Below are 275 nucleotides of genomic sequence, written 5' to 3' on the forward strand. Positions count from 1 at the left end.
TGGCGTCGAGGTCGGTGTGCCCGAACGAGAGCCCCTCGGCGACGCAGAGCGCCATGGACGTGTCGTCCGTCCATTCCCCCGGCGCCCAGTCGAAGGTGCCGCCGCCCTTCATGAATATCGGTGTATCCGCTGTCGGATGGGTGAACTCGTAGCCGGCACCGAGGGCGTCGCCGGCGGCGGTCCCCGTGAGTACACCGGCAGCTCGATCCCGCTGCGCGTCGGTCAGGTGTTGTTCGATCCGTGTCATCAGACCCTCGCCCTCTGCTTAGCTCAAT

The 275-nt window shown here is 66.5% G+C and carries 1 protein-coding gene; it reads right to left on the minus strand.

Features of this window, described 5'->3' with window-relative positions:
* Positions 1–247, minus strand: a 247-nt coding sequence (locus SB717_RS35575; RefSeq protein WP_410907652.1) for an ADP-ribosylglycohydrolase family protein, incomplete at its 3' end; no start/stop codon positions are given.
* Positions 248–275: the final 28 nt, after the last annotated feature.

The sequence above is a fragment of the Priestia sp. SIMBA_032 genome (assembly GCF_046535215.1).
GTDB lineage: Bacteria > Bacillota > Bacilli > Bacillales > Bacillaceae_H > Priestia > Priestia aryabhattai.